The following is a 14,934-nucleotide window of genomic DNA, read 5'->3' on the forward strand; positions in this document are numbered from 1 at the left end:
ATCCACCGCCCCGCCGCCGCCCCTGCCGAGGCGCCAGGCCCGGGCAAGAATGCCATGACAAGCGCGCCCGATCACCCGCCGAGCCTTTGCTGCGACTGCGTTTCGCGGGCGCCGGCGACCGCCCGGCGTTGCCCGGCCTGTGGCAGCCCGCGCCTCCTCGCCCATCCGGAACTCGACCGGCTGTCGATTGCCCACCTCGATTGCGACGCCTTTTACGCTGCAATCGAGAAACGCGACGATCCCTCGCTTGCCGACAAGCCGGTGATCATCGGTGGCGGCCGGCGCGGCGTCGTCTCGACCGCCTGCTACATCGCCCGGATTCGCGGCGTCCATTCGGCCATGCCGATGTTCCAGGCGCTTAAGCTCTGCCCGGACGCCGTGGTCATCCCGCCATCGATGGAGAAATACGGCAAGGTCGGCCGCGAGGTCCGCACCCTGATGCAGGAACTGACGCCGCTGGTCGAGCCGATCTCGATCGACGAGGCCTTTCTCGACCTCTCGGGCACCGAGAAGCTACACCACGCGACACCGGCGGAATCGCTCGGCCGGCTGGCGCTGCGCATCGAGCGCGATCTCGGCATCACCGTGTCGATCGGCCTGTCCTTCAACAAGTTCCTCGCCAAGATCGCCTCGGACCAGAACAAGCCGCGCGGCTTCTCCGTCATCGGTCAGGCAGAGTCGATCGACTTCCTGCGCGACAAGCCGGTCGGGCTGATCTGGGGCGTCGGCGCCAAGACCCGCGAGAAGCTCGCCGCCGACGGCATCCACACCATCGGCACGCTACAACGGATGAGCGAGACCGACCTCGCCCGCCGCTATGGCTCGATCGGCCTCAGGCTCGCCCGCCTCGCCCGCGCCGACGACACCCGCGCCGTCAATCCCCGGGACGGCGCCAAGAGCGTCAGCGCCGAGACCACGCTGGAAACCGACGTTTCCGATCCCCACAAGCTGAAGGCGATCCTGCGCAAGCTCTCCGAACGGGTGTCGCAACGGCTGAAGAAGGCCGAACTCGCCGGCCGGACCGTGACGCTCAAGCTCAAGACCGGTGATTTTCGCACCCGAACCCGCAGCCGCCAGCTGGTCGATCCGACCCGCCTCGCCGATCGCATCTTCCAGGCCGGTTTCCACATGCTGGAGCGCGAGACCGACGGCACCCGCTACCGGCTCATCGGCATCGGCGTGTCGGATTTCGACGACCCGTTGCTCGCCGACCCGGACGACCTCGTCGATACCGGCAGCGCCAAGCGCGCAAGGGCCGAGGCCGCCATCGACCGGATCCGCGACCGCTTCGGCAACCCAGCCGTCGAGACCGGCCTCGTCTTCGGCGAGATTCGCACGAACCGGGCGAAGCCGCGACGGGAGTGATCCGACCAGTCGCCATAGTGAGGGAGAACCATCAATCGTTCTCATTGACCGGCTGCGTCGCTTTAGTAGGATGAAAACGGGAGGATCATTCAAGCATGCTGGTATTCACGGCGCACCGCCGTCTGCGCCTAAGTGCGCTGGTCGCGGTGCAGGTTCGATGACCGCGGCAGGCACCACGACGGCCGCCAGGGCTGACTTTTCCTCGATCGTCCGGCTCGATCAGGTCCAGAAATTCTTCGGCCCGATCCAGGCGCTGCAGGACATCTCGCTTGAGATCGGCCGCAACGAGATCGTTGGCCTGATCGGCGACAACGGTGCCGGCAAGTCGACGCTGATCAAGGTGATGACCGGCGTCATGCAGCCGACTGCGGGACGCATCTTCGTTCGCGACAAGGAGATCAAGCTGTCCGACTACTCGGTGCGGATGGCCCACGACCTGTCGATCGAGACCGTCTACCAAGACCGCTCGCTGGCCGACAAGCAGCCGCTGTGGCGCAATTTCTTCGTCGGTCGCCAGATCACCAACCGCTTCGGCTTCATCGACATCAAGAAGGAGAAGCAGATCGCCGACCAGATCCTCAAGGGCGCGATCGGCTTCCGCAGCGAGGGCATCACCGTCGACTCGACGGTCGCCAACCTCTCCGGCGGCGAGCGCCAGGGCATCGCGATCGGCCGGGCCATGCACTACAACGCCGACCTCATCATCCTCGACGAGCCCACCGTGGCGCTGGCCGTGGCGGAGGTCCGCAAGGTTCTCGATTTTGTCCGACGAATTAAGGAATCAGGCCGCGCCTGCATCTACATCGAGCACAATCTCGCCCACGTCCACGAGGTCGCCGACCGCCTGATCGTTCTCGATCGCGGCAAGGTGGTGGCGGAGATCCTGCCGAAGGATATGACGGTGTTCGAACTCACCGAATTCCTCATCGAACTGCAACACGGGCAATAGGGGTCGAGGAATGGCAAAAGTCCGTGGAGGCCCGTCGCTGGTCGAGCGGTTCGAGGGACTGCCGATCATCGTCGTCTTCTTCCTCCTCCTCGCCCTGTTCATGTACACCGCGCCGCAGGTCTTCCTGCAGCCCTTCATCTACACCACCTTCCTGTCGACGCTGCCACCGCTGATGCTGCTCGCCGTCGGCCTGACCTTCGTCATCGGCGCCGGCGAGATCGACCTCTCCTTCCCGGCGATCATATCCTTTTCCGGCTTCGTCTTCGCCATCCTGTTCAAGGACTACGACCTCGGCTGGCTCGCGGTCATCGCTGCCCTCGCCTCCGGCGTCCTCGTAGGCTTCCTCAACGGCATCATCATCGCCAAGATCGGCATCCCGTCCTTCATCGCGACGCTCGGCACCCAGTTCTTCTGGTTCGGCGCCGCGACGGTATTGTCCGGCGGCAAATCCTATGCGCTACGCGGCGCCGAGGAATCCTCGGTGTGGCAGGTGATCGTCGGTCGCCCCTTCGAGGGATCCGAGACCGCCTGGGTCGCCCAGCTGCCGATGCAGGCTTTCTGGACCCTGGTGATCGTCCTGGTGCTGTGGATGATCCTCAAGCGCCACCGTTTCGGCGAGCATGTGCTGTTCATCGGCGATTCCAACGAGGTGTCGCGGGTCCTCGGCATCGATGTCGACCGGGAGAAGATTAAGGTCTTCACTCTGATGGGGGCGCTGGCCGCCGTCGCCGCCATCATGCTGACGCTGGAGAACAAGAACTTCTTCGGCAACCAGGGCCAGGGCTACCTGCTGACCGCCATTGCCTCGGTGCTGATCGGCGGCACGTCGATCTTCGGCGGCCGGGCGACCGTCATCGGCACGGTCTTCGGCGCCGCCATCATCCTGATGATCGAGCCGGCGCTGGTCGCCACTGGCCTGACCGGCGCCTGGGTCCGCACCGTCCAGGGGCTGGTCTTCCTGATCGCCATCATCTTCTATCTCTACATGGACGAGCCCCAGCGCCGCGCCGCCTTCTTCGCGCGGATGGGCTGGTCCTCGAAAAGCGGGAGCCGCCAGGCTGCGGCCCCGCCCAGCGAACCCGCGCCACCAGGCGCGGGCGTGACAGGCAAGTAAACGAAAACCAGGGAGAAACGGACATGAGAGTATCGAAGACACTTCTCGCCGGCGCCGCCGCGGTGGCCATGCTCGCCAATGCCTCCGCCGCTTCGGCCGAGATGATCGGCGACGGCATCACCATGTATATGCAGATGGGCGGCAACCCCGGCGACGGCGCGACGCTCGCCCGCCAGACGGGCGCGGCACAGGCGGCCGAGGCCTTCGGCGTCGACCTCAAGGAGCAGTTCTCCGCCTGGGCGCCGGAAACCATGATCAACCAGTTCAAGGAAGCGGTCGCCGCCAAGCCGACCTGCATCGAGATCATGGGCCACCCGGGCAGCGCCGCCTTCGAGGACCTGGTCAAGGGCGCGGTCGATCAGGGCATCGTCGTCACCAGCGGCAACTCGCCGATGACCGACCTCCAGAACGCCTTCGGCTCGAAGGGCTTCGGCTATGCCGGCGTCGATCTCTATGTCGGCGGCCAGATCACCGCCAACTACATGATCGACCAGGGCCTGAAGTCGGGTGACGAGGCGATGGTCTATGGCGTGTTCAGTCAGGCCGAGCGCGGTCAGTCCGAGAAGGGCCTCGCCGATACGCTCGAAAAGGCCGGCCTCAAGGTCGACCGGCTCGAGATCACCCAGGAAGCCAACAGCGATGCCTCGCTCGCCATCCCGGTGCTTGCCGCCTATGTCCAGGCTAATCCGAACCTCAAGGCGATCGGCACGCAGCATGGCGGCATCACCAGCGTTCTTGCCGATACGCTGAAGAAAGCCGGCAAGAAGCCCGGTGAGATCATCGTCGGCGGCATCGACCTCGCGCCCGCAACCATCGACGGCCTGAAGTCCGGCTATGTCTCCGCCACCCTCGACCAGTTGCTCTACCTGCAGGGCTTCCTGCCGGTCCTGCAATGCGTCATGACGGCGAAGTACAAGATGCCCGGCCTGTCGATCAACACCGGCGCCGGCGCCGTAACATCGCAGACCATCGACAGCCTCGTCGACCTGATCGACGCCGGCATCCGCTAGTCCGCGAACGCAGGATAATCAGCGCCGGCGGGGAAACCTCGCCGGCGTTTTCTGTTCAAGCCCGGCGCTGCCCGCGCCCCGCGCGCGATGTCGCGGCGCTTCCGCCGTACCTCGCTTGCTTCCTCCACATCATCGATGGACGCACGAAAAACATGGTTGACTGGGCGCACAAAAACCGCACCAAATAGTCGATAAACAATTTTCAACATTTAATTGCGACGTCGCCTCTCGCATCGAGGGGATCTTTTGAAGCCAGAGCTTTAGCCGTTGCTGAGACAATGATTTTCCGTTCTGAATTTTCAGCGAGCCGCCTTCCCCGATCCTTTCATGGCTCCGAAGAACCGGTCGCCCTTTCTCTCAGGCCCGGTCGTCTCATCAGCAATTCCGCGAGCCTGAATATTGCGGAATCGGCGTCAAAACCCACAAGAGTCAAGGCGATCGCTGCAAGCCTGGCGGCCTCGTAACATGGGTGGATGCATTTCGGTCATAGTGCCGATCTTCAATGTGGAGACCTACCTCGGCGATTGCTTGCGGTCGCTTCAGATCCAGTCGGACGCGGATTACGAGATTATTCTGATCGACGACGGCAGCACCGACGGCAGTCCGGAGCTAGCCGAAGCCTTTCGAAGCAACAGCGATCGGTGCACCCTCTGGCGGTCCAGTTCCAATCGCGGTCTGGGCGCGTCGAGGAACAAGGGAGTGCAATTGGCACGCGGCGATTTTGTCTGTTTTGTTGACGCAGACGACGTCGTGTCGCCCGACTTTCTTGCCTGTCTTCGCGATCGGCAGAAGATCACGGGTGCGAGTATCGTTTCGGGTCTCATCAGGCGGATGACCGAGTCCGGCGAGGTCCTGGGCACTCGCATGATCGGCGATGCTCCAGATGTCGATCCGCCTCTCACGGTGCACGAGCGCGTATTGGGGCTCGTCAATCCGTCAGTCGCGTGTGCCCGGCTCTACAGGATCGGGTTGTTGAGGGACGACGCCTGCTTGTTCAGGGACCGCATTCCGCACGAAGACCTCTTCTTCACGTACAAGGTACTCCGCAACCGGGACACTGCGGACGCTGACGAAGCAGTCTATTTCTGGCGGCACCGAGAGGATTCGCTGAGCGCTCGGATAACCAGGGCGCACGTCGATGTCTGGTTGGAACTGAAACGGGATACTGATGCATTCCTGACGGCAAACCAGGGAAGCCCAAGGGAATTCGCGCTGGCCGCGCGGAGAAGCCTCATGTTCGTCAACGGCGTGCTTCGGAAGGCGGATGAACAACAGCGGCTTGATGTTCTGGAATATCTCGAAGGCCTGAGTCAGGAATTCGGATCGCTGATGATGCAGGACTACGATTTCGTCCGACACTCCGAAATAAAGGCGATCTATCTTCCCAAGCGACTTGAGAAATATCTCAACGACCTGGGTTTTTCCTAAGGGACCCCATTGGGGTGGACCGTCCGCCGGGTGCCCACCCGCCGGGAACTCGGCGTCGGTGCGGCAGGATGTGGGGTCCGGCACTGCCGAACTGCCTCAGGACGCCGTCCCTCCCCGTCGCCTGAGCGGCAGCATGGCGACGATGCCGACGGCCGGGCCGATCGCCAGTCCGGCGATCACCCATTGCCATCCGACCAGAGCGGCCACCGCTGGCGCCAGTTGCACGGTGACGAAGGTCAGCGCGAAGCCAAGCGCGGTCTGGAAGGTCATCAGGCTGCCGGCGAGTTCCGGCGGGGCCGCGTCGGCGACCAATGCCGAGAATTGCGGCGAGTCCGGGATCACCGCCGCGCCCCAGACGATGACCAGCACCACCGTCAGCCACACCGGCCCGCCAAAGGTGACGGCGGTGAGCAGCGCCGCCGTGCCGCTGACCGCCAGGATGACGATGGTGGTCTCCGCCTTGCCGAACCTGTCGGCGAAGAGCCCGCCGACGACGCAGGCGACGCCACCGGCGGCGATCGCCAGGAACGTCGTCAGCTTGGCAAGACTGGTTGCGTCGTCCGGCGCCAGTGTCGCCTGGAAGGACAGCGCCGCGAACACCGCCACCCAGGCCCACATCACATAGAGTTCCCACATGTGGCCGAGGTAGCCGACATAGGTGCCGCGAAGCCGCCGGTCGGTCCAGGCAAGGCGGATGGCGCCGGGGTTGAACCGCGGCGAGCGGGCGTGATGCGGCCCGAGGCCGGCGGCCAGCACGATCAGCCCGCCGATGCCGGCGAGCAGCGAGATGACGAGGATCGTCGGCCGCCACGCGGCACCGCCGATGAAGGCCGAGAGATACGGCGCGCCGTTGCCGAGCGTCAGGGCGCCAACCACCAGCCCGACCAGCAGCCCCCGGTCGCGCGTTCCCCAGCCGACGGCGATCTTCATGCCGACGGGATACACCCCGGCCAGCAGCGCCCCGGTGGCGAAGCGCGCAGCGATCGCCCAGTCACCACCGAGCGGCGACACCAGCAGCGTGGCGTTGGCAAGTGCCGCCAGCACGGCCGAGATTGCAAAGACGCGGCGCGGATCGAACCGGTCGGGCGTCCCGCTGATCGAGAAGAACAGCGCGCCGACGACGAAACCGAGTTGCACCGCGCTCGACAGCAGCGCCTGCCGGTCGGGCGAGATCGCAGCCTCGCGCACCATGTCCGGCAGCACCGCGGCCGACGTGAACCACAGGCTCATCGCCGCCATCTCGGCGAGAACCAGCAAGACGATCGAGCGGAGCTTGGAGTGGATCATGCGGGCGGGCCGCCCCATCGGCCGTGGGCGGCAAGGATCGCACCGCCCGCACCGTGGGGCAATTCATACATGGGCTTCATGCTCGACCCGCACCGCGGCCAACGGTATGAAAAAGGCGGTAACGACGCTGCTGCGGCGCGACCGGGGCCTGTCTTCTGCTCGCCAGAGCAACAAGGATCGGCCGGGCGAGTTGCACCGGATGGCAGCACTTGCTCGAGGCAGGCCCCATGGCAACGAATGTCGCGGACGCATCGAACCGGACCGGAACGAACTGGGCAGGTAATCTCACTTACCATGCCAACGCAGTGCAAGTGCCTGCCACACGCGAAGAGGCCCAGGCCTGCGTGCGCGCCTCCGAGAGGCTCCGCGTCCTCGGTTCGTGTCATTGCTTCAACGACATTGCCGACACCACCGGTACCCACTTATCCTTGGAGCGGTTCAGGCGTGTGGTATCGCTGGACAGGGCCGTTGGCCAGGTCACCGTCGAAGCCGGGATTCGCTACAGCGATCTGGCGCCATACCTTCACGAACATGGCTTTGCGCTGCAGAACCTCGCATCGCTGCCGCACATTACGATCGCCGGCGCATGCGCGACGGCCACGCACGGATCGGGCGTGGGTTTGGGAAATCTGGCGACACAGGTCGCCGCCATGGAATTCATCGACGCCTCCGGGACTCTCGTCACCCTGTCGCGCACGAACGACCCGGATACGTTTCCCGGCGCCGTCGTCAACCTCGGCGCGCTCGGCGTGGTCACCAGGCTGACGCTCGATATCCAGCCGGATTTCAACGTTTCCCAGCACGTATTCCTCGATCTGCCCATGAACGCGCTCGATGCCCATTTCGATGAGATCATGTCGAGTGGCTACAGTGTCAGCCTGTTCACCGACTGGCGTGGAGATACCATCGACCAGGTGTGGATCAAGAGCGTCACCGGCGCCGGCCCCGACCTTTTCGGGCGGAAAGCCTTTCACGGCGCGCGACCGGCAACGCGGAACGTCCACCCCGCAGGCGGGGATCCGGCCAACTGCACCCGACAGATGGGTGTCCCGGGATCTTCCTACGATCGCCTTCCCCACCTCCCGATCGGCGCGATCCCGGCCCCCGGCGGGGATTCTCAGGCCGAGTATTTTGTTGCCAGGGAAGACGCAGCCGCTGCCGGGGCGGCCCTGCGAGCGTTTGGCGACCGGATGGCGCCGCATCTGATGCAGTCGGAAGTTCGCGTGGTCGCCGCCGACGACCTGTGGATGAGTCCCTGCTATGGAGAGCCGCGCGTCGCGTTTCATTTTTCCTTCAAGCCCGACTGGCCTGCCGTGAAGAATCTGCTGCCGGCACTGGAAGCGGTCCTCGAACCTTTCGATCCAATCCCGCATTGGGGAAAGCTCTTCGCCATGCAGCCGGGCACCGTAAAGGCCCGCTACAAGAAGCTCGATGCTTTCAGGGACCTCCTGGAAAAACACGATCCCACCGGCAAATTCCGGAACAGCTTCGTCAACCGGAACGTCTTCGAGGCCGACTGAACCACTCAAACATCACGCTCGGGACCTGGCCGCGTGGGCGGCGCTTCGCCTCACCGATAGTCCGGGTTCGGATGGTCGAAACGACAGCCGGCGTCCCACTGCTTGCGCTGGTTGCCATGGGCGGGATAGCCGCCCGCGTCGCGCAGGAGCCGCGCCATGTGCATCAGGTTCCAGGTCATGAAGGTGGTGTTGCGCTGGGTGAAGTCGCTCTCCGGTCCGCCCGAGCCTTCATCGAGATAGGAGGGCCCGGGACCGATCGGCCCGATCCAGCCGCAATCCGCCTGCGGCGGGATGACATAGCCGAGGTGCTGCAGCGAATAGAGGATCTCCATCGCGCAATGCTTGACCCCGTCCTCGTTGCCGGTGACGACGCAGCCGCCCGTCTTGCCGTAATAGATCCACTGGCCCTTGTCGTTGAGCTCGGCCGACATGCCGTAGAGCCGCTCGATGACCAGCTTGCAGACCGCCGAATACTGGCCGAGCCAGATCGGCGAGCCGAGCACGAGAATGTCGGCTGCAAGGATCTTCGGCCACAGATCGGGAAAGGCGTCGGTCTTGAAGCCATGCTCGCGCATGTCCGGGTAAACCCCGTAGGCGATGTCGTGATCGACGGCCCGGATCGAGGTCACCTCGATACCGTTCTTCTCCATGATCGCCCGCGACACGTCCATCAGCCCGTCCGTGTTAGAGGTCTCCGGCGATGGCTTCAGCGTGCAGTTGATGAACATCGCCTTCAGCCCTGAGAAATCGTAGGGACTGTCGGCGCAAAGCTGTTCCTGCTGCGGGGTCAATGCCATGGGAGCCTCCGTTGAATCGTTTTGCGAATGAATGGGTTGGTCAGGGAAGGCCCGAGTGTCGGCCATGGTTCCCTTGTTTGCCAATCATTTGCGCTTGAACGATGCGTCATCGCTGCCGCCAGCCCGCGACCGGCGGCTTGCCGCCAACTCCTCACTCGACAGGGCAACGCCCATCCGCAAGGATCGGCACTGACTCGACGGACGCCCCATGACCGAAGCCGATAATCCATCCGCACCGCGCATCCTCGTCGACGCCGACGCCTGCCCCGTCAAGGAGGAGACGCTGCGTGTCGCCGCCCGCTATCAACTCGCCGTCGTCATCGTCTCCAACGGCGGCCTGCGCCCCTCGCGCGATCCGCTGGTCCGTCACGTCGTCGTCCCCCGAACGCCCGACGCCGCCGACGACTGGATCGTCGAGAATGCGACGCCGTCCGATATCGTCGTCTCCGCCGATATCCTGCTCGCCGCCCGCTGCGTCGAGCTTGGCGTCCAGGTGATCGGGCCCGATGGCCGCCCCTTCACCGAGGACTCGATCGGCATGGCCGTCGCGATGCGCAACCTCAAGCAGCACCTTCGCGAGACCGGCGATATCCAGGGCCATAATCCCGGCTTCACCAAGGCCGACCGCTCGCGCTTCCTCGGCGAGATGGACCGGCTGGCCCGCCGCGCGAAGGGTGGCGGATGATCGAATCCCTCACCTTCCTGCTCCTCGCCCAACTGGCCGGCGAGGTCATCGTCCGGGCGCTCGGCCTGCCGGTTCCCGGCCCGGTCATCGGCCTGATCCTGATGGCGCTGTTCATGGCGTGGCGCGGTATTCCGCCGGCGCTGCACGAAACCGCGCTCGGCCTGCTCCGCAACCTCTCGCTGCTCTTCGTGCCGGCCGGCGTCGGCGTCATCCGCCAGGCCGAGGTGCTGGCCGAGAACTGGCTGGCGCTGGCCCTGGCCCTTGTCGTCTCGACGGTGTCGACGCTGGCGGTCACCGCGCTGGCCTTCCGATGGGCGCAGAAGCGCTTCGGCGATCCGGAGGGCGAGGCGTCCGAATGAACCCGGCGATCGATCTCTGGGTCTACCTCTCCACCAGCCCCCTCGCCTGGCTGGCGCTGACGCTGGCCGCCTATGTCGTCGCCGACCGCATCGCCAGGCGCCTCAACCGCCATCCCCTCGCCAACCCGGTGGTCATCGCGGTGGTTCTCGTCATCATCGCGCTCCAGGTCTCGGAGACACCCTTCGAGACCTATTTCGAAGGCGCGCAGTTCGTCCACTTCCTCCTCGGTCCGGCGACCGTGGCGCTGGCCATCCCGCTGGTCGAGAACTGGCGGCGGGTGAAGCGGTCGGCCCTGCCGATCCTGATCGCCCTCGTCGCCGGTTCGGTGACCGCCGTCGGCAGCGCGGTCGGCATCGGCGCGCTGCTCGGCGCCTCGCCGCCGATCCTCGCCTCGCTGGCCGGCAAGTCGGTGACGACGCCGATCGCCATGGGCATCGCCGAACAGCTCGGCGGCATCCCGACGCTGACCGCCGTGCTGGTCATCTTCACCGGCGTGCTCGGTGCGGTGATGGTGACCCCGGTGATGAACGTGCTTCGCATCAGAGACTACGCCGCCCGGGGCTTTGCCGCCGGCGTCGCCGCCCATGGCATCGGCACGGCCCGCGCCTTCCAGGTCAATGAGCTTGCCGGCACCTTCGCCGGCCTCGCCATGGGCCTGAACGGCATCCTCACCGCGCTGCTGGTGCCGATCCTCGCGCATTTCCTCGCCGGCTGAGGCCGACCGTCGACCGCAGGCCGGGCCGCGCCCCTTGCCAGCGGCTCCCAGCGCTGCGAACCTCCCGGCGACGTCTCTCCTGCCAGCCGGAACGGGAAAACCATGCGATCACCCCAATATGAGGTCTTCGCCCTGCGTTACGCACGCATGGAGGCGACCCAGGCCGATGTACTGATCTTTCCCGAAGATCACGCCGCGCCGATGCCGCTCGATTTTTACATCTGGGCCATCCGCGGCGAAGGCCGCACTATCGTCCTCGATACCGGCTTCGACGCGGCAAGCGGCAAGCGGCGCGGCCGTGCCTGGCTGCGCTCGCCGATCGACGCGCTGAAGACCCTCGACATCGACCCCGCGACGGTCGAGGACGTGGTCCTCAGCCACATGCACTGGGACCATGCCGGCCATTGGGCGGAATTCTCAAACGCCCGCTTCCATCTCCAGGACGCCGAGATGGCGTATTGCACCGGCCGCTGCATGGGCCATCCACCGCTGCGCCGGACATTCGACGTCCAGCATGTCACCACCGCGGTCGAGCATGTCTTCGCCGAGCGCGTCACCTTCCACGACGGCACCGAGGAGATCGCCCCTGGCATCACCCTCCACCTTGTCGGCGGCCATTCCGGCGGCATGCAGGTCATGCGCGTCCCCACCGCCCGCGGCTGGGTGGTGCTGGCCAGCGACGCCGCCCATTTCTGGTACAACATCCGCAAGCGCAACCCGTTCTTCATCGTCCATGACCTTGGCAGGCTGATGGAGGGCTACGTCCTCTGCGAGAAGCTCGCCGACGGCCCCGACCACATCATCCCCGGCCACGACCCCGAAGTGCGCCGACGTTTCCCGCATGTTGGAACCGATCCCGACACGATGGCGTTACACCTCGAACCGGTGGATTGAGACGAATCTCTTTCGTCCGGTTACAACCGTTGCCCGCCCGATGATTATTGTCCTCACCTGACTTGTAAGCATGACACTTCTGAGCATTGCCATCCCCGCCTACAACCGTCCCGATGCGCTTGAATATGCGCTCCTCCGGTTCGTTTCGCAGATCGTGCTGAAATACGAGGACGAAGTAGAGATCGTCGTCACCGACGATAAGACGCCGGGAGACCGGCTGCGGGCAGTGCGCGAGCGGATGGCCCCTTACCCTTTTGTTCGCTTCATCAGAAATCCCGAGAATATCGGTCTCGAGCGCAACCTGATTCATTGCACCGAGCCGTGTATCGGCGAATATCTCTGGCTTTTCGGCGACGACGATTTTGTCGAGACGCCTGAAACGCTCGACGGGATCATGTCCCGTCTGCGGAAGGGCGAACACGACTTCTACATTCTCAACCGGACGCGCCGCTCCGCCGCGCTCGACACGCTGATTTCGTCAAACTGGATGAATCTGGACCCTGAAAAGGACGAAGCGTTTGGCGGGCTCCGGGAATTCTGTGTCGCCAACGGCTTCATCGGCGTCATCGGCTTCATCTCGGTCAACATTTTCAGGCGCAAGCCCTTCGCCGCCGTCGACGTGGAACCGTATTACGGGACGATGTATCCGCAATTGGGCACGATGGCCGAGGCATTCCACGACCGGCCGACCCTGCTGATCGGTGAGCCGCTGGTGTGCCACCGGACCCAGACCGAAGAACAGAAACGCGCCGAACACGGGAACAAGAAGACCGAGGCGGACTTCATGAGCGGCGACATCGAGCGCCGCAATGGCCTGTATTTCAGCCATCCGCTGGCACGGATGCTCAACAGGTTGCTCGATGTCGGCGCCTTCGAGCCCTCCGAACTCGCGGGTATGAAGGAGATCCACGCGTTCCGGGGGTTACCTCTGATGGATCTGGTCATTGCCTCCGTGAACCAGAGCCGCGTCCTTGACGGCGCCTTTACCGAGGCCGACTGGGCGCTTACCAACCGTTTTTTCGAGCGCCTGCCGTTGACCGCCGAACAGAAGGCGGAATTGGCGCAGGCCTGACGGCTCGCAGCCTGTCATCCTCCGCGCGGATCGCCTGCCGGTTTCTTCCGGTTACCGCCGACACGACCCAATGCCAGGCCTCGCGCGCCAAGGTTGCCTGGTGCCCGACCGCCTCCCGCTTCGCAACAATCGGCCGACCGCCGGACGGCCGCCGCAACGGGACCTCTAGCGGCGCTCGCGAAGCCCTCCAACACAACGATCTTGCCCCCATTTTCCGGGCAATCACGCCCACGACGACCCTTCCCCGATTGCGCGCGTAGCTTATAGATATCGTGATCCGCTACCTATACGTGCTAAACTCAAACGCAGTCATCGATCATGGGGGACACGATGGCAGATGCATCCACATGGATTCAGGTACTGGTTCTTGGCGGTCTGGCGGGTGCGGTCGGACAGGTCGCGCGGACGGCTGTCGGCCTCAAGAAGGTCAACGACGTCGCCGTCGCCGAGGACGTGAATCCACAGCACCTCATCATCGCGTCGCGCCTTTTCATCAGTTTGACGATTGGCTTCGTCGCTGGCGCGCTTGTTGCGCTCGCCATGGGAATTGACCCGGCCAACATCGCCACCGAGGAGATTCTGGGGCTGGCGGCTGCCGGGTATGCCGGGACCGATGCCATCGAGGGAATGATTGGCAGGATCACCCCAACCAGACCGGAAGAGACTGGCAAGGCCGAAACCAGGGAGACGGCTGCGGAGCACAAGCCGACTGCGCCGGACCCTGCTCCACCCGCACCGGCGCCGGATGAATATCAGGGGTGAACGCAATGCCGGATTTCCAGATCACACCACAGGATGGCGCGGTCACTGCGATCGCAAAGCTCAACATCCGGGACGGCCAACCGACCACCGAAGTCCCCGTGGCGCGCAAGGTGGAAGCCGGCACAAGTCTGGCGGTCGCCGGTATTGTCACCGGCCAGGCCGTAAAGGGAAACGATCAATGGTACGCGGGACCGGGCCGAACCTTCTTCTGGTCGGGCGCGTGTAGCGATTTCCGCGAGGGCGACGAGCCCCCGCCCGCCACCCTGAAGGTTCGCAGGCGGCCAAACGGCACGATCCGCCCACTCACCGAATCCGAGATCGCCTCGGTCTTCGGTCCGCTGGACTACAAGGAGGGTCTTGGGGGACGCATCAGGCTCGATCCGTCGTGGTCGCAAAAGAATATGGGGATCGCCAACACCCCTTCCCTGGACGATATCGGCCGGCCGAAGCTCGAGGCCCACAAGAAGGCGATCGGCGCTTTCGAGCGGGTCTTCGCTGCGATCGACGCGGCCGGGCTGACCCGACGCATTCTCACATATGACGGCCTGTGGGTTCCACGCCACAAGGGATGGAACCCGACACGAGGCCTGAGTTCCCATTCCTGGGCGATCGCGATCGATCTCAACGCCCGATGGAACGGCTATGGCGTCACCCCGGCGCCGACAGGAAGCCATGGCTCCGTAAGGGAACTCGTGCCCTATTTCGCCGCAGAAGGGTTCGCCTGGGGTGGCTTCTTTTCGCCGCCTCACGAAGACGGCATGCACTTCGAGCTGGCCCGGCTCGACCTGTGATGGCCCGGCTCTCCCCGATTGCAGGGATTCGATCGCTCGTCGCAATCGGTATTGCGTGTGCGGTCTCTTTTCCGGCCTACGGCGCGAGCCAGGCTGTGGATCAGTGCGACCAGTTATGCCTTCGATCGCTGTATGAAGCCCTCGACGAGGAAACGCGGGCGACTTTGGCGTCCTGTGAAGCCGCC

At 64.6% G+C, this 14,934-nt stretch carries 15 protein-coding genes; 13 read left to right on the top strand and 2 right to left on the bottom strand.

Features of this window, described 5'->3' with window-relative positions; genetic code table 11:
- Positions 1 to 54: 54 nt before the first annotated feature.
- From BLT60_RS06455 to BLT60_RS06475, 5 genes are all read left to right on the top strand, one after another.
- Entirely contained in the window at positions 55 to 1,365 is a 1,311-nt protein-coding gene (locus BLT60_RS06455; protein ID WP_090875769.1) for a DNA polymerase IV, read from the top strand.
- A gap of 157 nt (positions 1,366 to 1,522) precedes the next feature.
- Complete coding sequence (locus BLT60_RS06460; protein WP_090875572.1) at positions 1,523 to 2,314, top strand: ATP-binding cassette domain-containing protein; 792 nt, start codon at positions 1,523 to 1,525, stop codon at positions 2,312 to 2,314.
- A gap of 10 nt (positions 2,315 to 2,324) precedes the next feature.
- Positions 2,325 to 3,428: an ABC transporter permease gene (locus BLT60_RS06465; RefSeq protein WP_090875573.1), complete on the top strand. Its 1,104-nt coding sequence runs from the start codon at positions 2,325 to 2,327 to the stop codon at positions 3,426 to 3,428.
- Between the two features lie 23 nt (positions 3,429 to 3,451).
- A complete protein-coding gene (locus BLT60_RS06470; RefSeq protein ID WP_090875574.1) occupies positions 3,452 to 4,438 on the top strand; it encodes a sugar ABC transporter substrate-binding protein in 987 nt (328 codons plus the stop codon).
- Positions 4,439 to 4,927: 489 nt separating this feature from the next.
- Positions 4,928 to 5,866, top strand: a complete 939-nt coding sequence (locus tag BLT60_RS06475; protein ID WP_175478314.1) for a glycosyltransferase family 2 protein — start codon at positions 4,928 to 4,930, stop codon at positions 5,864 to 5,866.
- 96 nt (positions 5,867 to 5,962) lie between these two features.
- Here BLT60_RS06475 and BLT60_RS06480 read toward each other — a convergent pair whose 3' ends face one another.
- On the bottom strand, positions 5,963 to 7,153 hold the full coding sequence (locus tag BLT60_RS06480; protein ID WP_090875576.1) for an MFS transporter: 1,191 nt from the start codon (positions 7,151 to 7,153) through the stop codon (positions 5,963 to 5,965).
- A 227-nt stretch (positions 7,154 to 7,380) separates the two neighbouring features.
- On the opposite strand from BLT60_RS06480, the gene BLT60_RS06485 reads away from it, so the two are divergent.
- Positions 7,381 to 8,673, top strand: coding sequence for an FAD-binding protein (locus BLT60_RS06485; protein WP_090875577.1), 1,293 nt, complete (start codon positions 7,381 to 7,383; stop codon positions 8,671 to 8,673).
- A 50-nt stretch (positions 8,674 to 8,723) separates the two neighbouring features.
- Here the strand turns inward: BLT60_RS06485 and BLT60_RS06490 are convergent, their stop codons facing one another.
- Positions 8,724 to 9,470: a flavodoxin family protein gene (locus tag BLT60_RS06490; RefSeq protein ID WP_090875578.1), complete on the bottom strand. Its 747-nt coding sequence runs from the start codon at positions 9,468 to 9,470 to the stop codon at positions 8,724 to 8,726.
- A gap of 208 nt (positions 9,471 to 9,678) precedes the next feature.
- Here BLT60_RS06490 and BLT60_RS06495 point away from each other — a divergent pair, with 208 nt between their 5' ends.
- The 7 genes from BLT60_RS06495 to BLT60_RS06525 all read left to right on the top strand — a co-directional run bounded on the left by BLT60_RS06495 (position 9,679) and on the right by BLT60_RS06525 (position 14,749).
- Complete coding sequence (locus BLT60_RS06495) at positions 9,679 to 10,155, top strand: YaiI/YqxD family protein (protein ID WP_090875579.1); 477 nt, start codon at positions 9,679 to 9,681, stop codon at positions 10,153 to 10,155.
- Positions 10,152 to 10,514, top strand: a complete 363-nt coding sequence (locus tag BLT60_RS06500) for a CidA/LrgA family protein (RefSeq protein WP_090875580.1) — start codon at positions 10,152 to 10,154, stop codon at positions 10,512 to 10,514. The genes BLT60_RS06495 and BLT60_RS06500 overlap by 4 nt, the downstream gene beginning before the upstream one ends.
- The gene (locus tag BLT60_RS06505; RefSeq protein WP_090875581.1) at positions 10,511 to 11,230 is read left to right on the top strand and encodes an LrgB family protein; all 720 of its coding nucleotides are present in this window, start codon (positions 10,511 to 10,513) and stop codon (positions 11,228 to 11,230) included. Before BLT60_RS06500 ends, BLT60_RS06505 begins: the two co-directional genes overlap by 4 nt.
- Before the next feature lie 102 nt (positions 11,231 to 11,332).
- A complete protein-coding gene (locus tag BLT60_RS06510; RefSeq protein ID WP_090875582.1) occupies positions 11,333 to 12,124 on the top strand; it encodes an N-acyl homoserine lactonase family protein in 792 nt (263 codons plus the stop codon).
- A gap of 70 nt (positions 12,125 to 12,194) precedes the next feature.
- Complete coding sequence (locus BLT60_RS06515; protein ID WP_090875583.1) at positions 12,195 to 13,196, top strand: glycosyltransferase family 2 protein; 1,002 nt, start codon at positions 12,195 to 12,197, stop codon at positions 13,194 to 13,196.
- Positions 13,197 to 13,526: 330 nt separating this feature from the next.
- Positions 13,527 to 13,958, top strand: a complete 432-nt coding sequence (locus tag BLT60_RS06520) for a hypothetical protein (RefSeq protein WP_139167768.1) — start codon at positions 13,527 to 13,529, stop codon at positions 13,956 to 13,958.
- Positions 13,959 to 13,963: 5 nt separating this feature from the next.
- Positions 13,964 to 14,749 (top strand): M15 family metallopeptidase, encoded by a 786-nt coding sequence (locus BLT60_RS06525; RefSeq protein WP_090875585.1) that lies wholly within the window; start codon positions 13,964 to 13,966, stop codon positions 14,747 to 14,749.
- The last annotated feature ends 185 nt before the right edge of the window (positions 14,750 to 14,934 follow it).

This window comes from Bauldia litoralis, assembly GCF_900104485.1.
In the GTDB taxonomy this organism is placed as follows: domain Bacteria; phylum Pseudomonadota; class Alphaproteobacteria; order Rhizobiales; family Kaistiaceae; genus Bauldia; species Bauldia litoralis.